Genomic DNA, 20801 nt, shown 5'->3' with positions numbered 1-20801 from the left:
CCTCCCGACGCCCCGGTTGGCGCCCCGGCCGCCGCCGGAGGACAGTGGTGACGGAGGGCGAGCACGGCCGGCGAACGATCGAGGCCGCGGGGGACACAGGAGGCTCGCCATGACCTTCGTCCAGCTCATCGACTGCCGCACCGACCACCTCGACGAACTCAACGGCCTGCTGGACCGCTGGGTCGAGCAGACCGAGGGCCGGCGGACCGTCGACCACGCCCTGGTCGGCACCGACCGCTCCGACCCGCGGCACGTGGTGGAGATCGTCGAGTTCCCCTCGTACGAGGCCGCGATGCGCAACTCGGGCCTGCCGGAGACCGACCGGATCTACCGCGAGATGGTCGCGCTCTGCGACGCGCCGCCCACCTTCACCGACCTGGACGTGGTCCGGGACGCCAAGCTCTGAACCCTCCCCCGGGCCGCGTCCGGCGGGGATCACCCCTCGCGCTGGCTGCGGCCCAGGAAGAGCGCGAACACCGCCGGCCGCAACGAGAGCAGCTCCAGCCGCCCGCCGTCCGCCTCCGCGAGGTCGCGGGCGACGGCGAGGCCGATGCCGGTCGAGTTGCGGCCGCTGACGGCGCGCTCGAAGACCCGGTTGCCCAGCTCGGCCGGCACCCCGGGGCCCTCGTCCTGCACCTCGACGACCACCGACGTCCCGGACGGCCGCACCCGCAGGGTGATCGTGCCGGCGCCGTGCATCAGCGAGTTCTCGATCAGGGTGGCCAGCACCTGGGCGACCGTGCCGGGGGTGCCGACCGCGATGACCCCGTGCAGGCCCTCGACCTGGAGCACCCGGCCGGTCCCGCGCAGCGACGGCCCCCACTCCTCGATCTGCTGCTTGACCACGTCGTCGAGGTCGAAGGCGACGGCGGTGGGGCTGCGCGGGTCGCGCTGGGTGGTGAGCAGCCGCTGGACGACGTCGGTGAGCCGCTCGACCTGCTGGAGGGCGATGGTGGCCTCCTCCTTGACGGTCTCCGGATCCTCGGCGACCGCGGTGATCTCCTCCAGCCGCATGGAGAGCGCCGTCAGCGGGGTGCGCAGCTGGTGCGAGGCGTCGGCGGCGAGCCGGCGTTCGGCGGTGAGCATCCGGGCGATCCGCTCGGCGCTGGTGTCGAGCACCTCGGCGACCCGGTCGAGTTCGGGCACCCCGTAACGGCGGTCGCGCGGGCGCGGGTCGCCGGAGCCGAGCCGCTCGGCGGTCTCGGCGAGGTCGGTGAGCGGTCGGGCCAGCCGCTTGGCCTGCCAGACGGCGAGGGCGACGGCGGCCTGCACGGCGAGCAGCGCGACCACGCCGAGCAGCAGCAGCATGTTGGCGATCTCGTGGTCGACCGCCTCGCGGGACTGCTCGACGGTCACGGTCTCGTGGCTGGCGCCGCGCTCGACGGCCTTGAGCAGGTGGCCGCTGTCGGGCCGCTCGCCGCTGGAGACGACCCCCTGGCCGGGGATGTCGACCTCGACGTACTGGCCCTCGGAGACCTGGTTGGCGAACTTGTCCCCGGTGACCGGCTCCTGGGCGGCGAGCCGGTTCTCCACCAGGGCGAGCACCCGGACGGCGGCGGCGTCCACCCGGTCCTGGGCGCCGTTGACGATGGTGCGCTTCTCGACCAGGGCGAGCGGGACGCAGAACACCACGACCACCACGAGGACGACGCACAGCAGCGAGTTGATCATCCGGCGTTTCACGCTGCGGCTCCCCGTGGTGATGGACGCCCCCGGCCGGGATGCCCGCTGGGCCCTAATTCTTCTCGAAGCGGAACCCCACTCCGCGCACGGTGGCGATGTAGCGGGGGTTGGCCGCATCGTCGCCGAGCTTCTTGCGCAGCCAGGAGATGTGCATGTCCAGGGTCTTGGTGGAGGTCCACCAGGTGGTGTCCCAGACCTGCCGCATGATCTCCTCGCGGGTGACCACCCGGCCGGCGTCCCGGACGAGCACCCGTAGCAGCTCGAACTCCTTGGCGGAGAGGGTGAGCTCCTCCTCGCCGAGCCAGGCGCGGTGCGACTCGATGTCGATCTTGACGCCGTGCGCGCCGGTGGTGAGCTGGTCGACGTTGCCGCGCCGCAGCAGGGCCCGGACGCGGGCGAGCAGCTCGGCGAGGCGGAAGGGCTTGGTGACGTAGTCGTCGGCGCCGGCGTCCAGGCCGACCACCGTGTCGACCTCGTCGGCGCGGGCCGTGAGGACCAGGACGGGGCAGCTGCGGCCGTCCGCGCGCAGCCGGCGGCAGACCTCCAGCCCGTCCATCTCGGGCAGGCCGAGGTCCAGGACGACGAGGTCGACCTCCTCGCCGAGCCCCGCGGCCAGTGCGGACGGACCGTCCTCGCGGACGAGCACCTCGTAGCCCTCGCGGCGCAGTGCCCGGGCGAGCGGTTCGGAGATCGCCGGGTCGTCCTCGGCGAGCAGCACACAGGTCATGTGGTGATGGTAGTCGGCCGGGGAATACCCGTAGGCCCCGTGAGGTAGTTCACACTGCGTGATCGTTATACGGAGTGCGAACGTGCCTCAACCGACACGCCCGGACCGCCCGTTCGGTGAAGATCCTTCGCTTTGATCTTGAAACCGAAGGGATTTTGCCTGTCCTACCATGGATCAATGAGGTGAATCTGTCGCTGTCTTTACCATCGACATACCTAATTGGCCTCTTTTGTCAGCTGATAACGCCAAATGTCGCCACGTAGAGTGGTTCTGTCCCGTCCGCCGCCACCCTTGGCGGACGCTGTCAGGCAAGGAACCACTACTCATGGCGTCTACGACCATGGAGTCCGGCGTTCAGTCGGCCTCTCCCGGCGGCAAGACCTTCCTCGGGCACCCCCGGGGCCTCGCCACGCTCTTCATGAGCGAGATGTGGGAGCGCTTCAGCTACTACGGCATGCGTGCCCTGCTGGTGCTCTACATGACCGCCTCCGTCACCGACGGCGGTCTCGGCATGAAGCTCGCCACCGCTTCCGCGGTGTACAGCGTGTACACCGCGATGGTCTACCTGCTGGCCCTCCCGGGCGGCTGGATCGCCGACCGCTTCCTCGGTGCCCGGAAGACCGTCGCCCTCGGCGGCTCGATCATCATGATCGGGCACTTCCTGTTGGCCCTGCCGGTCAGCGTCTCGTTCTTCGGCGGCCTCGTGTTCATCGCGATCGGCTCCGGCCTGCTCAAGGCGAACATCTCCACGATGGTCGGCCACCTCTACGACGGGCCCAACGACCCGCGCCGGGACGGCGGCTTCACGATCTTCTACATGGGCATCAACCTCGGTGCCTTCGCCGCCCCGCTGGTCATCGGCACCATCGGCCAGAACGTGAACTGGCACCTCGGCTTCGCCCTCGCCGGCGTCGGCATGGCCCTGGGCCTCACCCAGTTCCTGTTCGGCACCCGCCACCTGAGCCCCAAGAGCAATGTGGTCACCTCGCCGATCTCGCCCGCCGAGAAGAGCGCCATCTTCAAGAAGGCCGGTGCCTGGCTCGCCGCCGCCGTCGTCTTCTACGCGATCGTCGCGCTGACCGGCCACTTCACCATCAACTGGGCGATCTGGCCGCTGTCCATCGCGGGCCTGGCGATCCCGGTCTTCGTCTTCGCCAAGGTGAAGCGCGACAAGGAGCTCGACGAGACCGAGCAGTCCCGGATGAGCGGCTACATCTGGTTCTTCGTCGCCGCCGCCGTGTTCTGGATGATCTACGACCAGTCCGGCTCGACGCTGAACATCTTCGCGCAGGACCACACCTCGTCCACGCTGTTCGGCTTCGACTTCCCGTCCAGCTGGTTCCAGTCGCTCAACCCGCTGTACATCATGGCCCTGGCCCCGGTCTTCGCCTGGATCTGGGTGGCGCTCTCGCGCCGCTCCAAGAACCCCAGCACCACGGCGAAGTTCTCCTTCGGCCTGCTGATGATCGGCGTCTCGTTCATGGTCATGATGCTGGCCATGGCCGCCGCCTCCGGCGGTGCCAAGGTCACGCCGCTCTGGCTGGCCATGGTCTACCTCATCCAGACCGTCGGCGAGCTGACCCTCTCCCCCGTCGGCCTGTCCGTCACCACCAAGCTGGCCCCGACCAAGTACGCCAGCCAGATGATGGGCGTCTGGTTCCTCGCCGTCACCGCCGGCGACTGCGTCGCGGCCATCTTCCAGCTGGTCCTCGGTGACAACGTGGTCGGCTCGACCTGGTACTTCGCCGTCCAGGGCGGCATGGCGATCGTCGCCGGCGTGGGCCTCTACGCGTACCGCCGCAAGGTCGTGCAGCTGATGGGCGACGTGCACTGACGCCTGCCTCACCCGGCCCCGGTCGTCTTCCATCCCCTCGACGACGGCCCGCGGATCTGCCTACGGTGCCCCATGCCGACCGACTCCGTGCCAGCCGACTCCCTGCCGACCGATTCGCTCCCCCGCCAGCTCGCCCGCACCCGGCGCCTCACCCTCGGCGCCCCCGCCCAGCTGGCCATCGGCGCCGACGGGCGCACCGTGCTCTTCCTGCGCAGCCGGGGCGGCGGCGACCCCGTCAGCTGCCTCTGGGCCCTGGACACCGACACCGGCGAGGAACGCCTGCTCGCCGACCCCGCCGCCCTCGGCGCCGACCACGCCGACGCCGAGCTGCCCGAGGCCGAACGGATCCGCCGCGAACGCGCCCGCGTCCACGCCCGCGGCATCACCGCGTACACCACCGACGCCGCCGGCCGGCTCGCCGCCTTCGCCCTCGGCGGCGTCCTGTGGCTCGCCGACACCGCCACCGGAGACGTCCGCCGCGTCCCCACCGCCACCGAGGTGTACGACCCGCGCCCCGACCCCGCCGGCCGGCGGATCGCCTACGTCGGCGGCGGCGCCCTGCGGGTCGTCGACGCCGACGGCGGCACGGACCGCGCGCTCGCCGAACCCGAGGACGCCGAGGTCCGCTACGGCGTGCCCGAGCACGTCGCCGCCGAGTCCATGCACCGCCACCGGGCCCACTGGTGGTCCCCCGACGGCACCCGGGTGCTGGTCGCCCGGGTCGACGAGCGGCCGCTGCGCCGCCTCCACCTCGCCGACCCGGCCGACCCCTCCCGGGCGCCGCGCGTCATCCGCTACCCCCTGGCCGGCACCGACAACGCCGAGGTCACCCTCTGGCTGCTCGGCCTCGACGGCGGGCGCACCGAGGTCCGCTGGGACCGGGCCGGGTACGAGTACCTCACCGCCGCCGGCTGGGACGCCCACGGCCCGTACGCCGCCGTGCAGAGCCGCGACCAGCGCACCCTGCTCACCCTCGCGGTCGACCCCGCCGACGGCGCCACCCGGGTCCTCGCCGAGCGGCGCGACGAGCACTGGGTCGAACTGCTCCCCGGACTGCCCGTCCGCACCGCCGCCGGCGCGCTGGTCGACTGCGCCGACCACGGCGACACCCGGCACCTCACCGTCGACGGCGAGCCCGTCACCCCGCCCGGCCTCCAGATACGCTCCGTGGTCGGCACCGACGGCGGACAGGTCCTCTTCACCGCCTCCGACGAGCCGACCGAGACCCATTTGTGGTCGTGGGACCAGGCCTCGGGCGCTGTCCGACTGAGCCACGAGCCCGGCGTGCACACCGGCGCGCGCCGCGACGGCACGCTCGTCCACCTCGCACGCACGCCCGGCGCGCCCACCGGCCGCACCACCGTCCACCGCGACGGCCGTCCCACCCGGACCCTGGCCTCGCACACCGAGACGCCCGTCCTCACCACCCGCCCCGAGCCGCTCCGCCTCGGCCCCCGCGAGCTGCGCGCCACGCTCTTCCTGCCCGCCGGCCACCGCCCCGGGGACGGCCCGCTGCCCGTCCTGCTCGACCCCTACGGCGGGCCCGCGATGCAGAAGGTCACCGCCGCCCCGCACTGGTGGGACCTCACCTCCCAGTGGTTCGCCGACCAGGGCTTCGCCGTGCTCGCCGTCGACGGCCGCGGCACCCCCGGGCGCGGTCCGCGCTGGGAGAAGACCGTCCACGCGGACATCGCCGACCCCGCCCTCGCCGACCAGGTCGAGGCCCTGCACGCGACCGCCGCCCGGCGCCCCGGACTGCTCGACCTCGACCGGGTCGCGATCCGCGGCTGGTCCTACGGCGGCTTCCTGGCCGCCCTCGCCGTGCTGCGCCGCCCCGACGTCTTCCACGCCGCCGTCGCCGGAGCCGCCCCCACCGACCACCGGCTCTACGACACCCACTGGAAGGAACGCTTCCTCGGCCACCCCGACGAGCACCCCGAGTGGTACGACGCCGCCTCGCTGCTGCCCGACGCGCCCGGGCTGCGGCGCCCGCTGCTGCTGATCCAGGGCCTCGCCGACGACAACGTGCTGCCCGCCCACACCCTGCGGCTGTCCGCCGCGCTGCTCGCCGCCGGACGCCCGCACGAGGTCCTGCCGCTCGTCGGCACCGGCCACTCGCCGAGCGACGAGGCGGTGGCCGAGCACCTGCTCCACCACCAGCTCGACTTCCTGCGCAGGTCGCTGGAGCTCGGCTGACAACGGATGACGGCGGCGGGGTCCCGAGCGGGCCCCGCCGCCGTCATCCGTTGCCCGGCGTTGCTCGGCGCCCCGTTCAGACCTCGCGCACGCCCGCGCGCCAGACCGCCGCCGTCAGCGGCACACCCGGCCGGTACGCCAGGTGCACGTGCGAGGGCGCGTCCAGCAGCTGCAGGTCCGCCCGCGCACCCACCGTCACCGTGCCCACGTCCGTGCGCCGCAGCGCGTGCGCGCCGCCCGCCGTCGCCGACCAGAGGGCCTCGTCGGGCGTCATGCCCATCTCGCGCACCGCCACCGCGATGCAGAACGCCATCGAGCTGGTGAAGCTGGAGCCCGGGTTGCAGTCGGTGGACAGCGCCACCACCGCCCCCGCGTCCAGCAGCCGGCGCGCGTCCGGGTAGACCGCCCGGGTGGAGAACTCGGCGCCCGGCAGCAGGGTCGCCACCGTCGAGGAGCCGGCCAGCGCGGCCACGTCCTCGTCGGTGAGGTGGGTGCAGTGGTCGGCCGAGGCCGCGCCCAGCTCCACGGCCAGCTGCACGCCCGGACCGTACGTCAGCTGGTTGGCGTGCACCCGGGGGGTCAGCCCGCGCTCCACCCCGGCGGTGAGGATCGCCCGCGCCTGGTCGCCGTCGAAGGCGCCCTTCTCGCAGAACACGTCCACCCAGCGGGCGTACGGGGCGCAGGCGTCCAGCATCGGGCCGGTGACCAGCTCGACGTAGCCGGCCGGGTCGTCGGCGAACTCCGGGGCCACCACGTGGGCGCCCAGGAAGGTGGTCTCCGGCGTGTACGAGGAGGCGATCCGCAGCGCCCGGGACTCGTCCTCGACGGTGAGCCCGTAGCCGGACTTGCACTCGACCAGCGTGGTGCCCTGGCGCAGCGCCTCGCGCACCAGCCGGGCCAGGTTGGCGTCCAGCTCGGCGTCGGCGGCGGCCCGGGTGGCGGCCACCGTGGTGCGGATGCCGCCCGCCGAGTAGGACTGCCCGGACATCCGGGCGTTGAACTCGGCGGTGCGGTCGCCGGCGAAGACCAGGTGGGCGTGCGAGTCGACGAAGCCGGGCAGCAGGGCGCGGCCCGCCGCGTCGAACCGCTCGTCGGCGGCGGGCGCCTCGGCGGCCGGGCCGACCCAGGCGACGGCGTCGCCGTCGATCACCACCGCCGCGTCGGTGAGCAGGCCGAGCGGCCCGGTCCCGTGCGCGGGGTCGTTGGTGACCAGCGTGCCGATGCCGGTGATCAGCGTGCTCGGAATGCTCGGGGAGGTCACGTCTTACCTTTCGGGAGAACGACAGCTCAGCCCTGTCGGGAGAACGACAGCTCAGCAGCTCAGGGCGTCGATCGAGGACCGCAGCGCGCCCGGCACGTCCGGCACCAGCAGGTGCGCGCCGTCCCGGACCACCTGGCGCCCGCCGACCACCACGTGCCGCACGTCCGCCGCCGAGGCCGCGAACACCGCGATCTCCGCGCCGAGCCGGGGCGGCGGGCCCGCGGTGCGCACCGAGTCCAGCGCGATCACGGTGAAGTCGGCCAGGGCGCCGGCCTCGATCCGCCCGGCCTCGGGCCAGCCGAGCGAGGCGTGCCCGTCCTCGGTGCCCGCCCGCAGCAGCGCGTTGGCCGTCCAGTGGCCGCGGGTGCGGGTGCGCAGCCGCTCGTCCAGCTCCAGCGCCCGGGCCTCCTCGAACGGGTCGACGACGGCGTGGCTGTCGCTGCCGAGGGTGATCGGGCAGCCGCCGGAGGCCAGCTGCCGGGCCGGGCCGATGCCGTCCGCGAGGTCCCGTTCGGTGGTGGGGCACATGCAGACGGTGGTGGAGGAGTCGGTCAGCAGCTTGACGTCCTCCTCGGTGAGGTGGGTGGCGTGCACGGCCGAGGTGCGCGGGCCGAGCGCGCCGTGGTCGGCGAGCAGCCGGGTCGGGGTGACCCCGTGCGCGGCGAGGCAGGCGTCGTTCTCGGCGGTCTGCTCGGACAGGTGGACGTGCAGCGGCGCCTCGCGCATCGCCGCCCAGTGGGCGACGGTGCCGAGCTGCTCGGCGGGCACGGCGCGCACCGAGTGGACGGCGGCGCCGATCCGGGCGTGCTCGCGCGGGCGCAGGGCGTCGGCCCGCTCGGCCCAGGCGTCGGCGTCGCCGTCGCCGAACCGGAGCTGCGGCCTGGTCGGCTCGGCGCCGAAGCCGGAGGACAGGTAGCAGGTGTCGAGCAGGGTGATCCGGACGCCGGCCCGGGCGGCTGCCTCGATCAGCGCCTCGCCCATCGCGTTGGGGTCGTCGTAGCGGACGCCGCCGGGCGCGTGGTGCAGGTAGTGGAACTCGCCGACGGCGGTGATCCCGGCCAGCGCCATCTCCGCGTAGACGGCGGTGGCGAGCGCCAGGTAGCGGTCCGGGTCGAGCGCTCCGGCGAACCGGTACATGGTGTCGCGCCAGGTCCAGAAGGTGCCGGAGCCGACCTGGACGTGGCCGCGCAGCGCCCGGTGGAAGGCGTGCGAGTGGGCGTTGGCCTGGCCCGGCAGCAGCAGCCCCGCCAGCCGGACGGCGCCGGACGGGCAGGGGCCGCTGTCCGGCCGCACCTCGGTGATCCGGCCGTCGGCGCCGGTGCCGATCAGGACGTCCTGCTCGACCACCGGCCCGTTGACGTGCGGCAGCCACGCGTACTGCGCCCAGTAGGTCACTGATGACACGCCAGATCCTCCAGTACGTCGGCGAGGGCGGCGACGCCGGCCAGGCAGTCGGCCGTCTCGGCGTGTTCCGCCGGGGAGTGCGAGACGCCGCTGGGGTTCCGCACGAACAGCATGGCGGTCGGCACGGCCGATGCCAGGATCCCGGCGTCGTGTCCCGCGCCGGTGGGCAGCACCGGGGCGCCGCCCAGGCGGGCGGCGAGGCGGTCGCGCAGCGGGCCGTCGAAGTCCACCACCGGCGTGTAGGACTCGCGGGTCAGCTCGACCCGGACGCCGTCGCGCCCGCCGCGCTCGGCCGCGGCGTGCTCGATCTGGGCGACCAGCTCGGTGAGGGTGGCCTCGTCGGCCGCCCGGGAGTCCAGCCAGCCGCGGACCAGCGAGGCGATCGCGTTGGTGCCGTTGGGCTCGACGGCGACCTTGCCGAAGGTGGCCAGCGCGCCCGCGAGCCGCGCCTTCTTGCGGGCGGCGAGCACGGTGGTGGCGTAGGTCAGCATCGGGTCGCGGCGGTCCTCGATCCGGGTGGTGCCGGCGTGGTTGGCCTCGCCGTGGAAGTCGAACCGCCAGCGGCCGTGCGGCCAGATCGCCGAGGCGACGCCGACCGGCCGGTCCTCGGCGAGGTGGCGGCCCTGCTCGACGTGGAGTTCGACGAAGGCGCCGATCCGGGCGAGCCGCTCGCCGTCGGCGCCGATCGCGGTCGGGTCCTGGCCGGCCCGCTCCATCGCGTCCGGCAGCCGCACCCCGTCGGCGTCGCGCAGCTCGTACGCGGCCTCCCGGCCGAGCACCCCGGCGCTGAGCCGGGAGCCGATGCAGGCCACGCCGAACCGGGCGCCCTCCTCGTCGCCGAAGTTGACGATCGCCAGCGGCCTGCTGAACCGCGCGTTCCTGGCGCGCAGTTCGTCCAGCGCCGCGAAGGAGGACACCACGCCGAGCGGGCCGTCGAAGGCGCCGCCGTCCGGGACGGAGTCCAGGTGCGAGCCGGTGACGACGGCGCCGCCCGCCTCCGGGTCGCCCAGCCAGGCCCACTGGTTGCCGTTGCGGTCCAGCTCGTAGGCCAGGCCGCGGTCACGGGCCTGCTGCTCGAACCAGGCGCGGCACTCGGCGTCGGCGGTGTTCCAGGCGAACCGGCGGTAGCCGCCGGACGCGGCGAAGCGGCCCACGGGGAGCAGCTCAGCCCACATCTGCTCGAAGCTTCCGGCGGTCAGCCCGGTCACAGCTCGCCCATCGGGACGCGCACGCCGCGCTCGTCGGCGACCTCGACGGCCCGGTCGTAGCCGGCGTCGACGTGCCGGACGACGCCCATGCCCGGGTCGTTGGTGAGCACCCGGCGGATCTTCTCGCCGGCCAGCGGGGTGCCGTCGGCGACGGTGACCTGCCCGGCGTGGATCGAGCGGCCGATGCCGACGCCGCCGCCGTGGTGGATGGAGACCCAGGACGCGCCGGAGGCGACGTTGACCATGGCGTTGAGCAGCGGCCAGTCGGCGATCGCGTCGGAGCCGTCGAGCATCGACTCGGTCTCCCGGTACGGGGAGGCGACCGAGCCGCAGTCCAGGTGGTCGCGGCCGATGACGATCGGCGCGGACAGCTCGCCGGAGGCGACCATGTCGTTGAACCGCTCGCCGGCCTTGTCGCGCTCGCCGTAGCCGAGCCAGCAGATCCGCGCGGGCAGGCCCTGGAAGTGCACCTTCTCCTGGGCCATCCGGATCCAGCGGTGCAGCGACTCGTTCTCCGGGAAGAGGTCGAGGACGGCCTTGTCGGTCTTGTGGATGTCCTGCGGGTCGCCGGACAGGGCGGCCCAGCGGAACGGGCCCTTGCCCTCGCAGAACAGCGGCCGGATGTAGGCGGGGACGAAGCCGGGGAAGGCGAAGGCGCGGTCGTAGCCGGCCAGCTGGGCCTCGCCGCGGATCGAGTTGCCGTAGTCGAAGACCTCGGCGCCGCGGTCCTGGAAGCCGACCATCGCCTCGACGTGCCGGGCCATCGACTCGCGGGCGCGCTGGGTGAACTCGGCGGGCTTCTCGGCGGCGTAGGTGGCCATGTCGTCGAAGGCGACGCCGACCGGCAGGTAGCTCAGCGGGTCGTGGGCGCTGGTCTGGTCGGTGACGATGTCGATCGGCGCGTCCATCGCGAGCAGCTGCGGGACCAGCTCGGCGGCGTTGCCGAGCACGCCGATGGAGAGCGGCTGCCGCTTGTCGCGGGCGGCGGTGGCGAGCTCCAGGGCGTGGCCGAGGTCCTTGGCCTCGACGTCCAGGTAGCGGTGCTCGATCCGGCGGGCGATCCGGGACGGGTCGCAGTCGACGCAGATCGCCACGCCGCCGTTCATGGTCACGGCCAGCGGCTGGGCGCCGCCCATGCCCCCGAGGCCGGCGGTGAGGGTGATGGTGCCCGCCAGGGTGCCGTCGAACCGCTTGTCGGCGACGGCGGCGAAGGTCTCGTAGGTGCCCTGGAGGATGCCCTGGGTGCCGATGTAGATCCACGAACCGGCGGTCATCTGCCCGTACATGGTGAGCCCGAGGCTCTCCAGCCGGCGGAACTCCTCCCAGTTGGCCCAGTCGCCGACCAGGTTGGAGTTGGCGATCAGCACCCGCGGCGCCCACTCGTGGGTCTGCATGACGCCGACCGGCCGCCCGGACTGCACCAGCATGGTCTCGTCCTGCTTCAGCCCCTGGAGCGTGCGCACCATGGCGTCGAAGGAGCGCCAGTCGCGCGCCGCCTTGCCGGTGCCGCCGTAGACGACCAGCTTCGACGGGTGCTCGGCCACCTCGGGGTCGAGGTTGTTCATCAGCATCCGCAGGGCCGCCTCCTGCTGCCACCCCTGCGTCGTCAGCGCCGTTCCCCGTGCCGCCCGCACCTCGCGCGGTCCGCTCACCTGCTGCACCATGTCCCGGCCTCCTTGCGGATGAATTCATTCAGGCTCGACTCTGCTGAATATATCCAATCATTCGGCCCTCGGCCAGGGGTCGGGCACCACTGGCCGGAAACCCATTGACGCACGCCCCGACGCACCATCATGCTGTGCACGAACCAACGGAACTGTCCCGTCCGGTCGATCCTTGGGGGGATCCCTGTGACCTTGATCCAGCCACGCCAGGCCAGACCGTCGCGAAGCGACCGGATCCGCCGAACGGCCGCGCGCGGCAGCGTCATCGCGCTCGCCGTCGGCCTGCTCGCCGGCGCCCCGCTCGCCCACGCCGCCGACCCGGCCCCGGTGGAGACCCCCACCGGCACCCGCGTCACCCCGGTCGCACCGGGGACCCTGTACCCCGAGACCCACACCGACGGCTGCGGCGTCGACAACTACAACAACTGGGGCTGGCTGGCCGGCGGCACGAACAGCCTCGCCGCCACGGTGAACGGCTCCTCCGGCGCGCTCGGCGCCGAGTTCCACGTCCGCGACACCATGGAGAACAACGCAGAGGTCATCACCGGCCGGGTGGACGGGCTCGCCCCCGGCGCGCAGGCCGAGCTCGTGCTCGACGAGACCAAGCTGAAGGAGGGCCACGCCTACACCTGGAACGTGGTCGGCACGGACGGCCTGGGCAACCGGTCCGCGGCCACCGCCGACTGCCACTTCAAGGTGGACCGCCGCGGCCCCCGCCTCCAGCTGCTGTCGATGGGCATCCCGCAGGTCGGCACCAACCGCCTCAGCTTCCAGGTCAAGGACGACAACGACAAGGAACGCATCTACACCTCCGGCCACGGCTGCATCGAGTACCGCACCAACGAGACGGACCCGTGGACCAGGACGAGCTGCGGCGGCCTGGGCGGCCTTGGCGTCAACGTGGACATCCCCTTCTCCCAGCCGGGCCCGACCACCCTGCGCGTGCGTGACGTGGACCAGGCCGGCAACTACTCCGCCGAGACCGTCATCCCGACCTTCGTCTACCCCGGCCCGGTCGTGCTGGGGGACCTGGCGAACCCGGCGCACCAGTGGCAGCTCGGCCGTGACGACCTCGGCGCCGACTCCGCCGGTACCGCCCCGCTGACGGCCGGCCCCGGCGTCGGCCGGGCGGACAACCAGAGCCCGTTCACCGGCCCGGACGGGCGCAGCGTCCCCGGCCCCGCCACGGTCGCCACCCTGAACGGCACCGGAGCACTCTCCTCCGACCGCCCGCTGATCGACACCCGCGAGAGCTTCACCGTCACCGCGTGGGCCAAGCCCACCACCGAGGGCGGCGTCGTGCTGAGCCAGGAGGGCACGCGGTCGAGCGCCTTCGCGCTCTGGGCCGACCCGAGCGACGGCCGCTGGCACGCCGCGCTGGGCCGGCAGGACGACGACTCCTGGTCCTACGACCAGGTGGCGCCCTACAGCTCGGGTTCGGCCGACTTCACCCCCGGCGCCTGGAACCAGCTGAGCGTGGCCTACAACTCCGCGACCGGGCAGATCACCCTCCAGGTCAACGGCAATGTGGCCGCCACCGGCTACCACGCCGCCGGCGACTCCTTCCAGGCCACCGGCGCCTTCCAGGCCGGGCAGTACCGGTACCAGGGCGCGCCGAACGCTCGGTTCAAGGGCGAGCTCAGCGACGTCGCCCTGGTCCAGCGGGCCGCCGGGCCCGCCAAGGGCTGGGACTCCACCTACAAGCTCGCGCTCGACCGGACCAAGTGCGCGACCGTCGGGACCACCTACGGCGAGGTCGGCTCGCCGGTCCAGGTCGAGAACTGCGGGGCGGCCAGGGGCCAGTCCTTCACCAGTGACGCGAAGGACGGAAGCCTCAAGTCGGGCTACCTGTGCCTCGACGCCCGCGGGAACGGCACCGGCAACGGCACCGCGACCGCGCTCTGGACGTGCAACGGCGGCGGTAACCAGGTCTGGCTGCCGCAGGCGGACGGCACGGTGTTCAACCCGCAGTCCGGCCGTTGCCTCGACCTCCCCAACGGCAACACCGCCAACGGCACCCGGTTCGTCCTGTGGGACTGCAACGGCGGCGCCAACCAGCGGTTCGAGTTCGGCGTCCCCGCCGCCACGCGCCTCTCCTGAGGCTCCACCGGCCGCACCGGCAGGACCCCGCCGCACTCCGCGGCGGGGTCCTGCCGCGTTCGCGCGGCGACACGCACCGGTCACGCGGCCGCGTCGTCGCCCCAGTGGATGCCGATCTCCTCCAGCCAGCGGCGGTCGGCGTCGTCGGGGACGACGGCCGCCGGGGTGCCGGGGGGCACGGGGTTGCGGGGTGGGCGGGGGATCTCCTGGACGGGGCCGAGGCCGTACCGTTCGGCGGCCGCGGCGGCACGGGCGTCGGGTTCGATCACCCCGACGTGGACGACGGTCTCGTCGCCCGGGTCGAGGACGGTGAGTTCGGGGTCGGGCAGACGGCGCAGGGTGACACGGCGTCCGCAGGTCGGGCAGGACCACTCGTCGGCTCCGGAGGCGAGCCGGCCGACGAACTTCATCTCGTGGATCACACGCATGGCGGCACCCCCTGACGGAGTGATGCCCGCCCCGGACGGGTCGCCAACCTGCGGATACGGCGCCGCGTCGGGCCGCGTCCTACTCCAGGAACAGCCCACGGGCCGCCGCCGACTGCTCGATGGACTCCAACCGCGCCTCGGCGCCCGGGAGTTCGTCGCACATGCGCTGCAGCAGCACCCGGCCGAGCATCATCGGCGCGCAGGCCGTGTCGAAGACCAGGCCGGTGCCGACCGCGGCCGGCAGCATCAGGTCGGAGAGCTTGGCGACCGGCGCGAAGACGCTGTCGGCCACGGTGATGACGGTCAGTCCGCAGTCCCGGGCCACCGCCAGGGCGTCCATCAGCTCGCGCGGGTAGCGCGGCAGGGCGAAGCAGAGCAGCACGCTCGCGCCCGCCGCGGAGGCCTGTTCGAGGCGGTCGGCGAGCATGCTGCCGCCCTCGTCGAGCAGCCGGATGTCCGGGTGCACCTTGGCGGCGAAGTACGCGAAGCCCCGCGCCTGCGCCGAGGCGGCCCGCAGGCCGAGGACCGGCAGCGGGCGGGAGGCCGCGAGCAGCCGGGCGGCGCGGGTGATGGGCTCGGGGTCGGCGAGCAGTTCGGCGAGGTGGCGCAGGTGCTCGATCTCGGCGAGGACGGCCTGCTGGTGCTCGTTGCGCACCGCGTCGGCCAGGCTCTCGGGGGCGGCGGGCTCGCCGGCGCCGAGTTCGCGCAACTGCTTGCGCAGCGCCGGGTAGCCGTCGTAGCCGAGGGCCACCGCGAAGCGGGTCACCGACGGCTGGCTGACGCCGGCGAGTTCGGCGACCTCGACGCTGGAGAGGAACGGCGCCTGGGTGGCGTGCCGCACCAGCGAGTGCGCGATCCGCCGCTGGGTGGGGGTGAGCCGGTGGCCTTCGAAGAGCTGGAGCAGCCGGGCGGAGGGACCGACCGTGCCGGCGTCGTCGGTGGCGGTCATGGCGGTACCTCCGGATGCGAGCTGTTCGGATGACTGTGCAGCAGCGGCGGGCCGCTGGCAAAGACGTCTCGTACGACGGGACGCCGGCTGAGACGTCCGGAATGTGACCGGGCACGGACCTCGGACGAGCCCGGCACGGGCCGGGCAGGGGCCGCCCGCGGCCTCGGGGTGACCCTGAAATCCCCCTGAGTCCGCCCCGAGATAGCGGCGAACGGGTGGACCGGCCCGGCCCTTCGGGCCCAGTCTGGTGTCCATGGAAACTCGCCAGGACAGCCTGCGGCGCGATCTGGACGCCACGCTGGAGGCCCGCAAGGAACTCGGCAAGGAGTACGAGTCGGAGCTCATCGACTCCTTCCTCTCCCGGCTGGACGCCCGGCTCGACGCCCGGGTGGAGCGCCGGGTCGCCGAGCGGCTCGGTCCGGCCGACGGGTACGGCCGCCCGGCCGAGGCCGGCCGCTCCTACGGCCCGCCGGGGTACGGGCCCCGTCCGCGCCGTTCCGGCCGTTCGGGCATCCGGCTGCCGGTCATCTCCATGGCGCTGGGCATCCCGCTGTCCGGCATCGCCGCCGGCGCCGGCGGGTTCTGGGGCCTGCTGGTCTGCTGGAGCGGCATCGTCGGCGTCAACGTCTCGGCCGCGCTGGCCGAGCGCGCGGAGGAGAGGCGCCGGCCGGCGGACGCGGGGAGCGAGTGGGAGTAGCCGGGGCTCCCGAGCCGCCGTCACCTCTCCCACCCGCTCCACCTGGTCCACCTGGTCCACCTGCTCCACCGGGGTCCACCCGCTCCGCGCGGCCCGTCCGGCCGTCCGGCGCCGTCAGGCCAGCGGCCCGGTGACCTGCTCGACGGCCCGCACCAGCTCGCCGGAGGCGACCAGCGCGGCCGCGGCCTCCAGGTCCGGCGACAGGAAGCGGTCGCGCCCGGCGCCGCCCACCCCGGCGGCGCGGGCGGCGGCCATCGCGGCGGTGGTGGCCGGGGCCGGGGTGCCGCCGGAGCCGTCGGCCTGCCCGCGGATCTCCAGGGCCCGCGCGGCGGCGGTGAGTTCGACGGCGAGGATGCGGCCGAGGTTCTCCACCGCCTGGCGCAGCTTGCGGGCGGCGGACCAGCCCATCGAGACGTGGTCCTCCTGCATGGCCGAGGAGGGGATCGAGTCGACCGAGGCCGGCACCGCGAGCCGCTTGTTCTCGCTGACCAGCGCCGCCTGGGTGTACTGGGCGATCATCAGACCGGAGTCCACGCCCGGGTCGTCGGCCAGGAAGGCCGGCAGGCCGTGCGAGCGGGCCTTGTCGAGCAGCCGGTCGGTGCGGCGCTCGGAGATCGAGCCGAGGTCGGCGGCGGCGATGGCGAGGAAGTCCAGCACGTAGGCGACCGGGGCGCCGTGGAAGTTGCCGTTGGACTCGACGCGGCCGTCCGGCAGCACCACCGGGTTGTCGACCGAGGCGGCCAGCTCGCGGGAGGCGACCAGCCGGGCGTGCGCGAGGGTGTCCCGGCCGGCGCCGGCCACCTGCGGGGCGCAGCGGATCGAGTAGGCGTCCTGGACGCGCGGGGCGTCGTCCTGGTGGTGGCCGGTGAGGCCGGAGCCCTTGAGCACGGCGAGCATGTTGGCGGCGGACAGCGCCTGCCCGGGGTGCGGGCGGATCGGGGCGTGCAGCTCGGGGGCGAGCACCTTGTCGGTGCCGAGCAGCGCCTCCAGGGTCATCGCGGCGGTGATGTCGGCGGTGGTGAACAGCCGCTGCAGGTCGGCGATGGCCATGACGAGCATGCCGAGCATGCCGTCGGTGCCGTTGATGAGGGCGAGGCCCTCCTTCTCCAGCAGCTCGACGGGCTCGATGCCGGCGGCGGCGAGCAGTTCGCCGGCGGGCTTCTCGGCGCCGTCGGGGCCGGTCGCCACGCCCTCGCCCATCAGGACGAGCGCGCAGTGCGAGAGCGGTGCGAGGTCGCCGGAGCAACCGAGCGAGCCGAACTCGCGGACCACCGGGGTGATGCCGGCGTTGAGGATCGCGGCCATGGTCCCGGCGACCAGGGGGCGCACCCCGGTACGGCCGCTGGCGAGCGTCTTCATGCGCAGGAACATCAGCGCGCGGACGACCTCGCGCTCCACCGCCGGGCCCATGCCCGCGGCGTGCGAGCGCACCAGCGAGCGCTGCAGCTGGGCGCGCAGCTCGGGGCTGATGTGCCGGACGGCGAGGGCGCCGAAGCCGGTGGAGACGCCGTAGACGGGGCGCGGTTCGGCGGCCAGGGCGTCGATCCGAGCGCGCGCGGCGGCCATCTCGGCGAGCGCGTCGGGACCGATCTCGACCCGGGCGTTCCCCCGGGCGACGGCCAGCACGTCCTCGGCGCTGACATCGGCCTTGCCGACCTGGACGAGCGGCGCGTGGGGGGCCGCAGCACTGTGCATATCCATATACACCATCTCATCAGGTGAATGAAGATATGACAACCACCCTGGCGCATTGGAAAGTCGAGCACGGTACGGGCGGTCATCAGGATTTTCGAATATCCCGCCCCGTGACGCACGCTGTGGGGGTGGGGAGGCGGACGGCGGGGCGCCGGTCGCGGCGGACGGAGAGGCAGGCGGGACGATGACGCGGGCGACGGCACGACGGCGGGTGCTCCGGCTGCGCGGGGACGACCGCACCTTCCGGCCGGACTCGCTGGCCGCCGAGGAACCGCTGGAGATCCGGCTCGGCGGCGAACCGCTCACCGTCACCATGCGCACCCCCGGCCAGGACTTCGACCTGGTGGCGGGCTTCCTGGTCGGCGAGGGCATCGTCCGCACCGCCGAGGACCTCGCGGCGCTGCGCTACTGCGCCGGCACCGACGAGAACGGCGCCAACACCTACAACGTGGTGGACGCGACGCCGCGCGGCGCCGCCCCCCTGCCGCTCTCCGCGCACCGCAACCTGCTCACCACCAGCGCCTGCGGCCTGTGCGGCCGGGACACCGTGGACGCCGTGCGCACCCATGTCCGCCACCCGGTCGGCGACGACCCGCTGACCGTCCCGCCCGCGCTGCTGTACGGACTGCCGGACCGGCTGCGCGCCGCCCAGCGGACCTTCGACTCCACCGGCGGCCTGCACGCCGCCGGACTGTTCGACGGCCGCAGCGGCGAGCTGCTCTGCGCCCGCGAGGACGTCGGGCGGCACAACGCGGTGGACAAGGTGGTCGGCTGGGCGCTGCGCGAGGGCCGGCTGCCGCTGACCGGACACGTGCTCCTGGTCAGCGGCCGGGCCTCGTTCGAGCTGACCCAGAAGGCGGCGCTGGCCGGCGTACCGCTGCTGGCCGCGGTCTCGGCGCCGTCCTCGCTCGCCGTGGACCTCGCCGAGGAGCTGGGCCTCACCCTGGTCGGCTTCCTGCGCGGCGAGGGCGCCAACGTCTACACCCGCCCCGACCGGATCGGCTGACCGGACCCCCGGCTCCGCCTCACCCCAGCTGCGCCTCGACGAGGTCCGCCGCGCGCCTCGTGCCGCCCTCGGCGCGGGCCTCGGCACGCAGCGCGGCGAGACGGGCGGCCACCGCCGGGTCGCCGGTCAGCTCCAGCAGGGCGGCCCGCAGCGCGGCGGCCGTCGCGTCCTCGGTGTCCAGCCGCCGGGCCACGCCGAGCGCCACCAGCGAGTCCGCGTTGGCGAACTGGTCGACGGCCTGCGGCACCGCGATCATCGGCACGCCGTGGTACAGCCCCTCGCTCGCGCCACCGGTGCCGGCGTGGGTGACGAAGGCGTCCGCCTGCGCCAGCACGTCGAACTGCGGCACCCAGCGGTGCACCTCGACGCCGGCCGGCACCTCGCCGAGCGCGGCGAGGTCGGTGTGCCTGCCGACCTGCAGCACGACGTGCCAGCCGGGCAGGCCGCCGAAGGCCGCCAGGCACTCCCGGTAGAAGCCGGGCCGGTCGGTGAACGCCGAGCCGAGCGAGACCAGCAGCACCTTCTCCGCGCCGGCCGGCCGCTGCCAGTGGCCCTGGTGCGAGCGGTCTCCGAAGCACTGGCCGACGAAGGTGATCCGCTCGGGGTCGACCCGCTCGGCGTTGGGCTGCAGGGCGCGCGGGATCAGCGCGAGCGCGCGCTCCGGGCGGTTCTTGAACCGGTCGACGTCCCGGACGACGGCGCCGGCCCCGGCCAGCCAGTCGCCGAACCGCCGGTAGTGCTCGGGGCCGCCGGGCCCGGTGCGGAGCGCCTCGTAGACCCCGGCGAGGTCCTGCTCGATGCCCTCCCAGCCGACCATGGTGGGCGAGAGCTGGAGCACCGGCACGCCGTGGCCCTCGGCCACCGCCCGCGCGGCGTAGGCGCCGATGTCGTAGAGGACCAGGTCGGGCCGGTCCTCGGCGAAGAGCTTCCGCAGGACGGGGGTCATCGCGAGGGCGTCGTCGAGGAAGACGTCCTGGACGGCGACCGGGTCCTGCGGCCAGCCCGAGGGATCACCGTCGAGCGGCAGCGCCGTCGGGTACGGGACGAGCGTGGCGCCGGTGGCGGAAACGGCCCCGGCGAAGGACGGGTCGTTGACGTAGCTGACCCGGTGGCCCCGGGCGACGAGTTCGGCGATCACGGCGAGGCTCGGGTTGACGTGGCCGTGGGCCGGGATGGAGGCCATGACGATGTGGGCGGCGGAGCGGGTCATCTCGGTGGTCCCCTCGAAAGTCATGAGACGAGACGGTTCGTCTCGCTGATGTCCCATAAGAATGCGCCGCCCGGGGAGCCGTGTCAAGACAATACGGTCCGTCTCGCCAACTCGTTAGGATGGCGGCCGTGGCCAGACAGCAGAACGCCCCCGACCCCAGCCGTCGCAACGAGCAGAGCCGCACGGCGATCCTCACCGCCGCCGGCGAGCTCGTCGCCGAGATCGGCTTCGGCAAGCTCACCATCGAGAAGATCGCCGCCCGCGCCGGCGTCGGCAAGCAGACCATCTACCGCTGGTGGCCGTCCAAGGGCGCCGTCGTCTTCGACTCCTTCCTCGCCGCCAACGAGAACGCCTCCGGCAGCCTCGCCCTCCCCGACACCGGCGACCTCGCCGAGGACCTGCGGACCCTCCTGCGGGGCACCGTCCTCGAACTCGCCGACCCCGCGTTCAACCGGACCGGACGCGCCCTCGCCGCCGAGGTCCTCACCGACCCCGACCTGCTGCGCGAGTACCGCGAACGGCTGCTGGACCCGCTGCTGGAGGTCACCCGCGACCGCCTGCGGGCCGCCCGGGAGGCCGGGCAGCTGCGGGCGGACGCGGACCTGGACCTCGCCCTCGAACTCCTCTACGGCCCGCTGTACTACCGCTGGCTGCACGGCCTCGGCCCGCTCGACGCCGACTACGCGGACCAGGTGGCGGCCGCCCTGCTGAGCGCCTTCGGCACCTCCGGCGGCTGAGC

16 protein-coding genes and 1 pseudogene are annotated in these 20801 nt (G+C 73.8%); 7 read left to right on the top strand and 10 right to left on the bottom strand.

Annotated features, from left to right (window positions below; genetic code table 11):
- Positions 1–109 precede the first annotated feature (109 nt).
- Positions 110–403: pseudogene (locus ACFU9E_RS06190) on the top strand (ester cyclase); the annotation flags it as partial.
- A gap of 32 nt (positions 404–435) precedes the next feature.
- Here ACFU9E_RS06190 and ACFU9E_RS06185 read toward each other — a convergent pair.
- Positions 436–1683 (bottom strand): ATP-binding protein, encoded by a 1248-nt coding sequence (locus ACFU9E_RS06185; protein WP_380684846.1) that lies wholly within the window; start codon positions 1681–1683, stop codon positions 436–438.
- A 52-nt stretch (positions 1684–1735) separates the two neighbouring features.
- On the bottom strand, positions 1736–2410 hold the full coding sequence (locus ACFU9E_RS06180) for a response regulator transcription factor (protein WP_030300686.1): 675 nt from the start codon (positions 2408–2410) through the stop codon (positions 1736–1738).
- A gap of 325 nt (positions 2411–2735) precedes the next feature.
- Here ACFU9E_RS06180 and ACFU9E_RS06175 point away from each other — a divergent pair, with 325 nt between their 5' ends.
- Together ACFU9E_RS06175 and ACFU9E_RS06170 are read left to right on the top strand one after the other, a co-directional pair.
- Complete coding sequence (locus ACFU9E_RS06175) at positions 2736–4244, top strand: peptide MFS transporter (protein ID WP_380684845.1); 1509 nt, start codon at positions 2736–2738, stop codon at positions 4242–4244.
- 72 nt (positions 4245–4316) lie between these two features.
- Positions 4317–6440: a prolyl oligopeptidase family serine peptidase gene (locus ACFU9E_RS06170; RefSeq protein WP_380690073.1), complete on the top strand. Its 2124-nt coding sequence runs from the start codon at positions 4317–4319 to the stop codon at positions 6438–6440.
- A 76-nt stretch (positions 6441–6516) separates the two neighbouring features.
- Here the strand turns inward: ACFU9E_RS06170 and hutI are convergent, their stop codons facing one another.
- The 4 genes from hutI to hutU form a co-directional block, all read right to left on the bottom strand.
- Positions 6517–7686, bottom strand: coding sequence for an imidazolonepropionase (gene hutI, locus ACFU9E_RS06165; RefSeq protein ID WP_380686914.1), 1170 nt, complete (start codon positions 7684–7686; stop codon positions 6517–6519).
- A 66-nt stretch (positions 7687–7752) separates the two neighbouring features.
- Complete coding sequence (locus ACFU9E_RS06160; RefSeq protein ID WP_380686910.1) at positions 7753–9105, bottom strand: formimidoylglutamate deiminase; 1353 nt, start codon at positions 9103–9105, stop codon at positions 7753–7755.
- Complete coding sequence (locus tag ACFU9E_RS06155) at positions 9093–10280, bottom strand: allantoate amidohydrolase (RefSeq protein WP_380686916.1); 1188 nt, start codon at positions 10278–10280, stop codon at positions 9093–9095. Before ACFU9E_RS06155 ends, ACFU9E_RS06160 begins: the two co-directional genes overlap by 13 nt.
- A gap of 29 nt (positions 10281–10309) precedes the next feature.
- Positions 10310–11965: a urocanate hydratase gene (hutU, locus tag ACFU9E_RS06150; RefSeq protein ID WP_380686918.1), complete on the bottom strand. Its 1656-nt coding sequence runs from the start codon at positions 11963–11965 to the stop codon at positions 10310–10312.
- Between the two features lie 204 nt (positions 11966–12169).
- On the opposite strand from hutU, the gene ACFU9E_RS06145 reads away from it, so the two are divergent.
- The gene (locus ACFU9E_RS06145) at positions 12170–14077 is read left to right on the top strand and encodes a ricin-type beta-trefoil lectin domain protein (RefSeq protein ID WP_380686912.1); all 1908 of its coding nucleotides are present in this window, start codon (positions 12170–12172) and stop codon (positions 14075–14077) included.
- 80 nt (positions 14078–14157) lie between these two features.
- On the opposite strand, the gene ACFU9E_RS06140 is transcribed toward ACFU9E_RS06145, so the two are convergent.
- Both ACFU9E_RS06140 and ACFU9E_RS06135 read right to left on the bottom strand, forming a co-directional pair.
- The gene (locus ACFU9E_RS06140; protein ID WP_380681906.1) at positions 14158–14505 is read right to left on the bottom strand and encodes a hypothetical protein; all 348 of its coding nucleotides are present in this window, start codon (positions 14503–14505) and stop codon (positions 14158–14160) included.
- A 79-nt stretch (positions 14506–14584) separates the two neighbouring features.
- On the bottom strand, positions 14585–15454 hold the full coding sequence (locus ACFU9E_RS06135; protein WP_380681905.1) for a MurR/RpiR family transcriptional regulator: 870 nt from the start codon (positions 15452–15454) through the stop codon (positions 14585–14587).
- 253 nt (positions 15455–15707) lie between these two features.
- Between ACFU9E_RS06135 and ACFU9E_RS06130 the strand changes: the two genes are divergently transcribed.
- Positions 15708–16151, top strand: coding sequence for a hypothetical protein (locus ACFU9E_RS06130; RefSeq protein ID WP_380681904.1), 444 nt, complete (start codon positions 15708–15710; stop codon positions 16149–16151).
- Positions 16152–16265: 114 nt separating this feature from the next.
- Here the strand turns inward: ACFU9E_RS06130 and hutH are convergent, their stop codons facing one another.
- Positions 16266–17846, bottom strand: a complete 1581-nt coding sequence (hutH, locus tag ACFU9E_RS06125) for a histidine ammonia-lyase (RefSeq protein ID WP_380681908.1) — start codon at positions 17844–17846, stop codon at positions 16266–16268.
- Between the two features lie 184 nt (positions 17847–18030).
- Here hutH and fdhD point away from each other — a divergent pair, with 184 nt between their 5' ends.
- The gene (fdhD, locus tag ACFU9E_RS06120; RefSeq protein WP_380681903.1) at positions 18031–18852 is read left to right on the top strand and encodes a formate dehydrogenase accessory sulfurtransferase FdhD; all 822 of its coding nucleotides are present in this window, start codon (positions 18031–18033) and stop codon (positions 18850–18852) included.
- 19 nt (positions 18853–18871) lie between these two features.
- Here fdhD and ACFU9E_RS06115 read toward each other — a convergent pair whose 3' ends face one another.
- Positions 18872–20086 carry a macrolide family glycosyltransferase gene (locus ACFU9E_RS06115; RefSeq protein ID WP_380681902.1) on the bottom strand — a complete coding sequence of 405 codons (1215 nt, stop codon included), beginning with the start codon at positions 20084–20086 and terminating at the stop codon, positions 18872–18874.
- A 95-nt stretch (positions 20087–20181) separates the two neighbouring features.
- On the opposite strand from ACFU9E_RS06115, the gene ACFU9E_RS06110 reads away from it, so the two are divergent.
- On the top strand, positions 20182–20799 hold the full coding sequence (locus ACFU9E_RS06110) for a TetR/AcrR family transcriptional regulator (RefSeq protein ID WP_380681901.1): 618 nt from the start codon (positions 20182–20184) through the stop codon (positions 20797–20799).
- The last annotated feature ends 2 nt before the right edge of the window (positions 20800–20801 follow it).

The organism is Kitasatospora sp. NPDC057595 (genome assembly GCF_042800875.1).
GTDB lineage: Bacteria > Actinomycetota > Actinomycetes > Streptomycetales > Streptomycetaceae > Kitasatospora.
The sequence above is the reverse complement of the archived record's forward strand: the minus strand, read 5'-3'. Positions and strand labels throughout refer to the sequence as shown.